Origin of the sequence: Micromonospora sp. KC606 (genome assembly GCF_004348675.1) — a bacterium.
Classification (GTDB): Bacteria; Actinomycetota; Actinomycetes; order Mycobacteriales; family Micromonosporaceae; genus Micromonospora.
The window spans coordinates 1-9487 of the sequence record NZ_SMKN01000225.1; the positions used below are offsets into that span (position 1 = coordinate 1).

Here is a 9487-nt window from a genome sequence, read left to right on the forward strand (position 1 = left end):
ACACGGTGACCGCGATGCGCGGGCAGGGTGTGGGCCGGTTCGTGGAGATCGGCCCGGATGCCACGTTGAGCGGGTTGGTGGCGCAGTGTCTGGACGGGGCGCCGGTGAGCGTGACCGCGAGTCTGCGCAAGGACCGGGATGAGGTCACCGCGGTCACCCAGGCGGTGGGGGAGCTGTTCACCCACGGGACGCCAATCGACTGGGACGCCTACTTCACCGGTATCGCCGTCCGGCGGGTACCGCTGCCGACGTATGCGTTCCAACGGCAGCGGTACTGGTTGCCGGCTTCGGCGGCGGGTGGGGACGCGGCGTCGTTGGGGTTGACGCCGGTGGATCATCCGTTGCTGGCGGCCGCGACCGTGCTGGCCGACAACGACACCCTGATCCTGTCCGGACGGCTGTCCACCACCGCACAGCCCTGGCTCGCCGACCACACCGTCGCCGGCACGATCGTCTTCCCCGGCACCGGCCTGGTCGAGCTCGCCGTCACCGCCGGGGACCAGGTCGGCTGCCCGCGACTGGACGAACTGACCCTGCACGCGCCGCTGACCCTGCCCGAGCACGGCGGTGTCCTGGTGCAGGTGAGCGTCGGCGCGCCGGACAGCGCCGGAAGCCGGCCGGTGAACATCTACGCGCGTACCGAGGGGCTGACCGACTCCGCACCCTGGGTACGGCACGCCAGCGGCAACCTGGCCCCGGCCACGCCGCCGCCCGGGTTCGCGCTGGCCGCCTGGCCGCCCGCCGGAGCCACCCCGGTCGACCTCACCGGCGGGTACGCGGAGCGGGCCGACCGGGGCGGGCTAGTACACGGGCCGGTGTTCCAAAGCCTTCGCCGCGCCTGGCGCCTCGACGACCAGATCTTCGCCGAGATCAGCCTGCCCGAGCAGGCCCGCTTCGGCGCCGAGGAGTTCGGACTGCACCCGGCCCTGTTCGACGGCGCGCTCCAGGCGATCGGCCTCCTCGACGCCCACCCGGAAAGCGACGCCGGTCGGGCGGGCGACGCCCTGCCGTACGCCTGGTCCGGGGTCGAGCTGCACGCCTCCGGCGCCGTCGCGCTGCGGGCGCGAATCGTCCGGGCCAACGGGACTGGCCCGGACGAGGACGGCGGCACGACCGTCGCGCTGGAACTGGCCGACCCGGCCGGTCAACCGGTCGCCTCGGTCGGCTCGCTGCTGCTGCGCCTGGCCCCGGCCGAGCTGACCGCCGGCCATCCCCGACCGGGTGCGCCGAACGACACGCTGCTGCACCTGGACTGGGTACGCGTCGCGCTGCCGGCGTCGGACCGCCTCTCCGTGGCGGAGCTGCCCGTCGAGCCGGGCGCCGACCCGGTACCCGATCTGGCCGTGCTGCGGGTGACCGGCGGCCCGGACGCCGATGCGGCCCGGGCGGCGACCCACCGCGTCCTGGCCGACCTGCAAGGCTGGTTGGACGACGATCGGTTCGCCGGCTCCCGGCTGGTGGTGGTGACCCGCGGCGCGGCCGGGTTGCCCGGCGAGGACCCGGTGGATCTCGGTGCCGCCGCGGTCCGAGGGCTGGTCCGCGCGGCCCAGTCCGAACACCCCGGCCGGCTGATCCTGGTAGACGTCGAGGCCGGACCGGACCGTGACCCGGGCGCGGAGGACGAGCTGCTGCCCGCGATCGCCGCCAGCGGCGAGCCCGAGGTGGCGGTCCGGGGCGGAACCACCTACGTACCCCGACTGTCCCGAACCGGGGCGGTGCCGGCCGGCACCGATCCAAACTGGACCGGCCAGGTGCTGATCACCGGCGGTACCGGTGCACTCGGCCGGGTCGTCGCCGAACACCTGGTCCGGCGGTACGGGGTGCGGAAACTGCTGCTGGTCAGCCGGCGCGGCCGGCGGGCACCCGGTGCTGGCGAACTGGCCGCCGAGCTGACCGAACTGGGCGCCCGGGTCGAGATCGTGGCGTGTGACCTGGCCGACCGCCGGGCCGCCGGGAAGCTGCTGGCCCGGCGGAAGGTGACCGCGGTGGTACACGCGGCCGGCACGCTCGACGACGGCGTCCTCGCCTCGCTCACCCCGGAGCGGCTAGACACCGTGCTCGGGCCCAAGGCCGCCGCCGCCTGGCACCTGCACGAACTGACCAAGGACCGGGAGCTGACCGCGTTCGTACTGTTCTCCTCCGCGGCCGGAGTGCTGGGCGCGCCCGGGCAGGCCAACTACGCCGCCGCCAACAGCTTCCTCGACGCCCTGTCCGCCCACCGCCGGGCCGCCGGCCTGCCGGCGCAGTCGCTGGCCTGGGGCCCGTGGGCGCTCGACGGCGGGATGGCCGGCGCCACCGGTGGTACCCGGGGCGGGCGCGCACCCGTCCGCCCGTTGTCCACAGCGGAAGGTCTGGCGTTGTTCGACGCGGCGGTGGCGGCGGACCTGGCGGTACCGGTACCGATCCAGCTCGACCTCGCGGCGCTGCGCGCCGACCCGGGCGCGGTACCGCAGGTGCTGAGCGCCCTGGCCCCGGCGGCCCGGGCCGACCGGCAGGCCGGCGCCGACTCGCTGGTGGACCGGCTGGCCGCGCGGCCAGCCGGGGAGCGCGAGGCGACGCTGCGGGAGCTGGTGCTGTCGCACGTCGCCGCGGTGCTCGGGCACGCCGCCGCCGACCTGATCGACCCCGACCGGCCCTTCAACGACCTCGGCTTCGACTCGCTGCTCTCGGTCGAGCTGCGCAACCGGCTGGCCGCGGTCACCGGGCTCCAGCTCCGGGTCACCGTCATCTTCGACCACCCCACCGCCCGTGACCTCACCGGCTGGCTGTACGGGGAGCTGTTCGGCGGGGCCACCGAGCCGGCCCCGGCGGAGCCGGCCCTGCCCGCCGCGCCGGACACCGCCGAGCCGATCGCCGTCGTCGGGATGGCCTGTCGCTACCCGGGCGGGGTCAGTTCGCCGGAGGACCTCTGGCGGCTGACCGCCGCCGGAGCCGACGGCATCGGCCCGTTCCCCACCGACCGCGGCTGGGACATGGACTACTGGAGGGACCTGATCGTCGCCAGCCACCAGCAGCACGGCGGGTTCCTCGACGACGCCACCGACTTCGATGCCGCGTTCTTCGGGATCAGCCCGAACGAGGCGCTGATGATGGACCCGCAGCAGCGGATGCTGACCGAGGTGTGCTGGGAGGCGCTGGAGCGCTCCGGGGTCGACCCGCTGTCGTTGAAGGGCAGCCCGACCGGCGTCTTCGTGGGCGGCATGGGCTGCACCTACGACCCGGGACCGACCGGGACCCTCCCGGACAACGCGCTCTTCCGCGGCAACGGCGCGCTGGCCAGCATGATCCCCGGCCGGGTGGCGTACACCCTGGGCCTGGAGGGGCCGGCCGTGTCGATCGACACCGCGTGCTCCTCCTCGCTGGTCGCGCTGCACTTCGCCGTCCAGGCACTACATCGGGGGGACTGTACCCTCGCGCTCGCCGGTGGGGTGTCCCTGCTCTCCTCCCCGGAGCCGTTCGCGCAAACCCGCGGCTCGTCGCCGACCGGTCGGTGCCGGTCCTACGCGGCCGACGCCGACGGGATCGGCTGGGGTGAGGGCGTCGGGGTGCTGGTGCTCGAACGGCTCAGCGACGCCCGGGAGAACGGGCACACCGTGCTGGCCTTGCTCCGGGCCACCGCGGTGAACCAGGACGGGGTGTCCAACGGGCTGTCCGCGCCGAACGGGCTGGCCCAGGAGCGGGTGATCCGGCGCGCCCTCGCCGTCGCCGGGCTGCGTCCGGCAGACGTCGACGCGGTGGACGGCCACGGGACGGGTACCGCGCTGGGCGACTCGATCGAGGTGAACGCCCTGCTGTCCACGTACGGCCGAGACCGGCCCGAAAACCGTCCACTGTGGCTCGGCTCGGTCAAGGCCAACATCGGGCACACCCAGGCGGCCGCGGGCGCCGCCGGTGTGATCAAGATGGTGATGGCGCTGCGGCACGGGCAGTTGCCGGTCTCCCGCTACGCCGAACAGCCGACCGCGGACGTGGACTGGTCGGCCGGCAACGTGCGGCTGCTGGACCGCACCATCCCGTGGGTGGCGAACGGGCACCCCCGCCGGGCCGGAATCTCCGCGTTCGGGTTCAGCGGTACCAACGCCCACGCCATCATCGAGGAACCCCCACCCGTACGCCCGGAGGAGCCCGCCGACCCGGCCGACCGGCAACCCGACGCCGTCCCGCCGCCCTGGTTGCTCTCCGCCCGCACCGCCGAGGCGGTACCCGACCAGGCCCGCCGGCTGCTCGACCACCTTAGCGCCCACCCGGACCTCGACCCGGTGGACCTGGGCTACTCCCTGGCCACCTCGCGGCTGGCGTTCCCGCACCGCGCGGTGGTGGCCGGCGCGGACCGGGCCGATCTGCTGGCCGGGCTGGCCGCGCTGGCCCGCGCCGAGTCGTCCGACCGGGTCGCGCTGGGTACGGCCGTGCCGGGTCGCCGGATGGCGATGCTCTTCCCCGGCCTCGGTGACTGGCACCCGGGCCTGGGTCGGGACCTGTACCAGGCGTTCCCGGCGTTCGCGTGGAGCCTCGACGAGTGCTGCGCCACCTTCGACCGGCACCTCGACCAGCCGCTGCGCGACGTGATGTTCGCCGATCCGGGCTCGGCCCACGCCGGCCTGCTCGACCAGCTGAGGTACGCGTTGCCGGCGCTGTTCACCCTCCAGGTCGCGCTGTTCCGGCTACTCGAGTCCTGGGGGTTGCGGCCGGACCAGGTGCTCGGCGAGACCGCCGGGGAGTTGGCCGCGGCGCATGTCGCCGGGATCCTCTCGCTCAAGGACGCGGTCAAGCTCGCCGCGAACCGGGCCCAGCTGCTCCAGGAGCTGTTCGGCGCCGGGACCGAGGTGGCGGCCGGCGAGCTGGACGAGGTGCTAAACGACCTGCGGGACATCGCCGGGACGCTCAGCTACCACCGGCCCCGCCTGCCGATCGTTTCCACGGTCACCGGCGCCCCGGTCACCGACGAAATGTCCAATCCGGACTACTGGGTGGCCAACTGCCGCGAGCGGGTGCGGTCCGGTGCCGCGCTCGCCGCGCTGGCAACCGCCGGGGTCACCCGGTTGGTGCGGCTCGGCCCGGACGCTGCGGGCTCCGAGGGCACCGGGGAGGTGCGGGTGGTCCCGGTGCTGCGCCCCGGCCAGCCCGAGCCGGTCGCCGCGTACCTCGCCGCCGGCCAGCTGTACGCCGACGGGCTGGGCGCGGACGGCTCCCGCCTGTTCACCGGCCGCGCGGCCCGGCGGGTACCGCTGCCGCCGTACGCGTTCCACCGCACCCGGTACTGGCCGGACGTCGACCCGCGGGCCCTCAGCGCCCGGGGCAACCTGACCGCGACCGGCCTGGACAGCGTCGGCCACCCGGTGGTGGGCGCCGCCGTCCGGCTGGCCGGCTCGGACGGCGTGGTGCTCACCGGCACGCTCGCCACCGACCGGCAACCGTGGCTGGCCGACCACGTGCTCGACGGCAACCCGGTGTTCCCCACCGCCGGGCTGGTCGAGTTGGCCATCCGGGCCGGCGACGAGGTCGGCTGCCCCCGGCTGGAGTCGCTGATCGCGGAGCTGCCTCTGGCGGTGCCCGACCCGGGCGGCGTGCAGGTGCAGGTGGCGGTCGGCGCGGCCGAGGACTCCGGTGAGCGGGCGGTCACCGTCCACTCGCGGACCGGGGACGGGGCGCCGTGGGTACGCCACGCGACCGGGCGGCTGCGGCCGGGCGCCGCCGGCGAGCCGGAAGCCGAGCTGGCCGCCTGGCCGCCGGCGGGCGCCGAACCGGTCCCGGTCAACGGGCTCTACCCGGCGCTCGCCGAGGCCGGGCGCGCCTACGGGCCGGCGTTCCGGGTGCTGCGTTCGGTGTGGCGCCGCGACGACGAGCTGTTCGCCGAGGTGAGCCTGGACCGGGCGACCCGCGCCCAGCATCCCGCGTTCGGCCTGCACCCGATCGCGCTGGACGCCGCGCTGCACGCCCTCGGGCTGGGCGCTGGCGCACCGGGCGGTGCCGGCTCGCCGTCCGCGTGGACCGGCGTCGAACTGCACGCGACCGGGGCGAGCACGCTGCGGGTACGGCTGCGCCCGCAGGCCGACCGGCAGGTCGCGCTCACCCTGGCCGACCAGGATGGCCAGCCGGTCGCCACGGTCGAGGGGGTCCGGCTGGAGGCCACCCCGCGGCCGGTACCGGGCACCGCCGCCGGCGCCGGAGCGCACCTGTTGACCCCGTGCTGGTCGCGGCTGGAGCCGGTCCCGCCGGCCGCCGCGCCGGTCGAGCTGGTGACCCTGGACTGCACCGGCCCGGACTGGACCGGCCTGGGCGACGATCCGGCCGCGATTCGCGAGGCGGCCGAAGAGACCCTGGTCAGCCTGGCGCGCTGGCTGCGGTCCGGCCATCCGGGCCGGTTGGTCATCCGTACCCGGGGCGCGGTGGCGGTCGCCGGCGAGGAGGTCGGCGACCTGGCCGGCGCCGCGATCTGGGGCCTGGTGCGCTCGGCCCAGGCCGCCCACCCGGACCGGTTCGTGCTCGCCGACGTGGACGCCGCGAGCGACCCGGAGCGGCTGCTGCCGGCCTTGGTGGCGGCCGGGGAGCCCCAGGTCGCGATCCGGGACTCGGTGCCCTACGCCGTCCGGCTGGTCCGGGCCACCCCGGCCGGCGACCGGCCGGCCGGCGCCGTCGCCACCAGCGGCAGCGCGCTGCTGACCAACGCCGACCACCCGGTCGGCCGGCTGCTCGCCAGGCATCTGGTCGACGATCTGGGCGTACGCCACCTGGTGCTGGCCGGAGCGGCGGTCGGCGACCTGGCCGAGGAATTGACCGCGACCGGCGCCACGGTGACCGTCGCTGGCGACCTGACTGACCTGCGCGCCAGCGCCCCGACCGGGCATCCACTCACCACGGTGGTACACCTGGCCGCACCGTACCCCGATACCGGCGTGGACTCCCTCGACCCGGACCACCTCGCCGATACCCTCGCTACCACTGTAGACACCATGCTCGTCCTGGACGAACTGGCCGCCGACGCCGAGGCGTTCGTCGTGGTATCCGCCACGGCTGGACTGCTCGGCGACCACGAGCGGGCCGCGACGACCGCCGCCGATGCCTGCCTCGACGCGCTGCTGGCCCGGCGACGCGGCGGTGGCCGGCCGGGCCAGATGATCGGCTGGGCACCGTGGTCCAGCGCGCTCCTCCCGACCCCGGCCGGACCGGCACTGTCCGATGCGGACGGCCTGGCATTGTTCGACGAGGCCGCCACCCGAGCCGAGGGCACGCTCCTGGCGGCGCGTTCGGCGCCGTCGCGGGCGGCCGACCCGGCGGGGGTGCCGCCGCTGCTCCGCTCGCTGGTGGCCGCCGCGCGCCGGACCGTCGCCCCGGACCGCTCCGCGCCCACCGCCCCGCATCCGGTGGCCCCGCTGGTCGGGCCGCAGCCGCGCGCGGCACTCCACGAGCTGGTCCTGACGCACACCGCCGAGCTGCTCAACCTTTCCGATCCGTCCACGATCGATCCGGCCCGCAACTTCCTCGAGCTCGGCTTCGACTCGTTGGTCGCGATTGAACTGCGGGACCGGCTCAACGCGGCCACCGGGCTGCGACTGCCCGCCACGGTGACGTTCGAGGTGCAGACACCGGCGGCGCTCGGCGACCACCTGGCCAGCCAGCTCGGTAGCGCGACCGCACCGGACGTGACCGGCCAGCCGGAAGCCCCGGCCGGCGACGGGTTGGCGGAGCTGTTTACCGAGGCGGCCCGAGCCGGCCGGCCCGGGGACGGCCTGGCCATCCTGAGCGCGGCGGCGAACCTGCGCCCCTCCTTCGAATCCGCCGACCAGATCGACACCCCACCGGCACCGGTCCGGCTGGCCGATGGGCCGGCCCGGCCGCGCCTGCTCTGCCTGGCCGCCCCGGTGGCGACCGGCGGGCCGCACCAGTACACCCGGATTGCCGCGCATCTCAAGGGCCGGCGTCCGGTGTCCGCGCTGGGCATGCCCGGCTTCCAAGCCGGCGAGCCGCTGCCCGCATCCGCCGGGGCCGCGGTCGACCTGCTCACCCGGAGCCTGCGCGAAGCCGCCGGCGACGAGCCGTTCGCCCTCCTCGGCTACTCCTCCTCGGGGATTCTCGCCCTCGCGGTGGCCGGCTGCCTGGAACGGGCCGGCCTGGCACCAGCCGCGGTGGTCCTGCTGGACACCTACCCCGTCGGCGGTGCGGAGCTGCACGAGGACGGCCAGGAGGCACGGAACCGGGCGGTCGGCGAGTTGGCCGCGGCGATGCTGGAACGCGAACCGGGGCAGGGCGTCTTCGACCGTACCCGGCTCACCGCCATGGCCCGCTACCTGTACCTGCTGGCGGACGTGCCGCTGCCCGACCTGGCCGTGCCGACCCTGCTCATCCGGGCGGGCAGCCGGTTCGTGGTCGGCGGCGGACAGCCGGCGGCGGAACCGGCCGGTGTGGACTGGATGACCAACTGGAGCCGTGCCGACGAGGTGCGCACCGTTCCGGGCGACCACTTCAGCATCCTCGCGGAGCAGGCCGCCACCACCGCGCAGGCCGTCGACGAGTGGCTCGCGGCGCGGTGAGCGACCCCTACTAGGGGTTCCTCTGTCGGCTGCTGTGGAAAGGGATCCGATGCGCGTACTGTTTGTCACCCCACCGTCCACCGCCCGGATGTACCCGCTGATCCCGCTGGCCTGGGCGCTGCGCAGCGCGGGATGCCTGGTGCACGTGGCCAGCTGGTCCGGGTTCGCCCCGACCATCAACCTGACCGGGCTGGTGGCGGCCCCGCTCGGGGACCCGGTCGGTGACCCCGTCCGGCTGGCGGGCCCAGCGGTGGCCGACGCGATCACCGGGTACGCCAGCCGGTGGCGGCCCGACCTGGTGGTCTGGGACCGGTACGCCCCGGCGGCCGACGTGGCGGCCCGGGGTGTTGGCGCGGCCAGCGTTCAGCTGGTCCCGATAGTCGACCGGCTCAACAGCTCCATGGTGGACGAGGATTGGGCAACCCAGGTACCGGACGCGACGCTCGAACCCACGCCGCCGTCACTGCGGCCCGCGCCCGCCCTCGGCGACCTGCCCATCCGGCACATTCCCTACCACGGGCCGGCGATCGTCCCGTCCTGGCTGCGCCGCCGGGCGCGCCGCAGCCGGGTCTTCGCCGGACTGGACCCCGCCGATGGCCGGCTCGGCACGCTGTTCGAGGCGGTCGACGGCCTGGACCTCGAACTGATCTGCGCGGCTCCGATGCGTGAGCTGCCGCCCGGCGTATTGATTCCGGGCAATGTCCGAATTTTGGACGCCACGCCGGTGGACGCGCTGCTGCGCACCTGCGCGGCCCTCGTCCACGACGGTACGGCGGTCGCCGACGCACTCGCGTACGGGCTGCCGCACCTGGTTCCAGACGGCAGCGCCGGAGCCGAGCTGGGCAAGCGGATCCTCCACCTGACCACCGATCCGGCGGTACGGGACGAGGCCGAGCGACTGCGCGCCGAGGTGCTCGCCATGCCGGCCCCCGACGCCCTGGTACCCGTGCTCACCGACC

The 9487-nt window shown here is 75.3% G+C and carries 2 protein-coding genes; both read left to right on the forward strand.

Features of this window, described 5'->3' with window-relative positions:
- Positions 1-14 precede the first annotated feature (14 nt).
- Positions 15-8528 carry a type I polyketide synthase gene (locus E1193_RS27040; RefSeq protein ID WP_132186002.1) on the forward strand — a complete coding sequence of 2838 codons (8514 nt, stop codon included), beginning with the start codon at positions 15-17 and terminating at the stop codon, positions 8526-8528.
- Positions 8529-8577: 49 nt separating this feature from the next.
- Positions 8578-9487, forward strand: a 910-nt coding sequence (locus E1193_RS27045) for a nucleotide disphospho-sugar-binding domain-containing protein (protein ID WP_132186003.1), incomplete at its 3' end; no start/stop codon positions are given.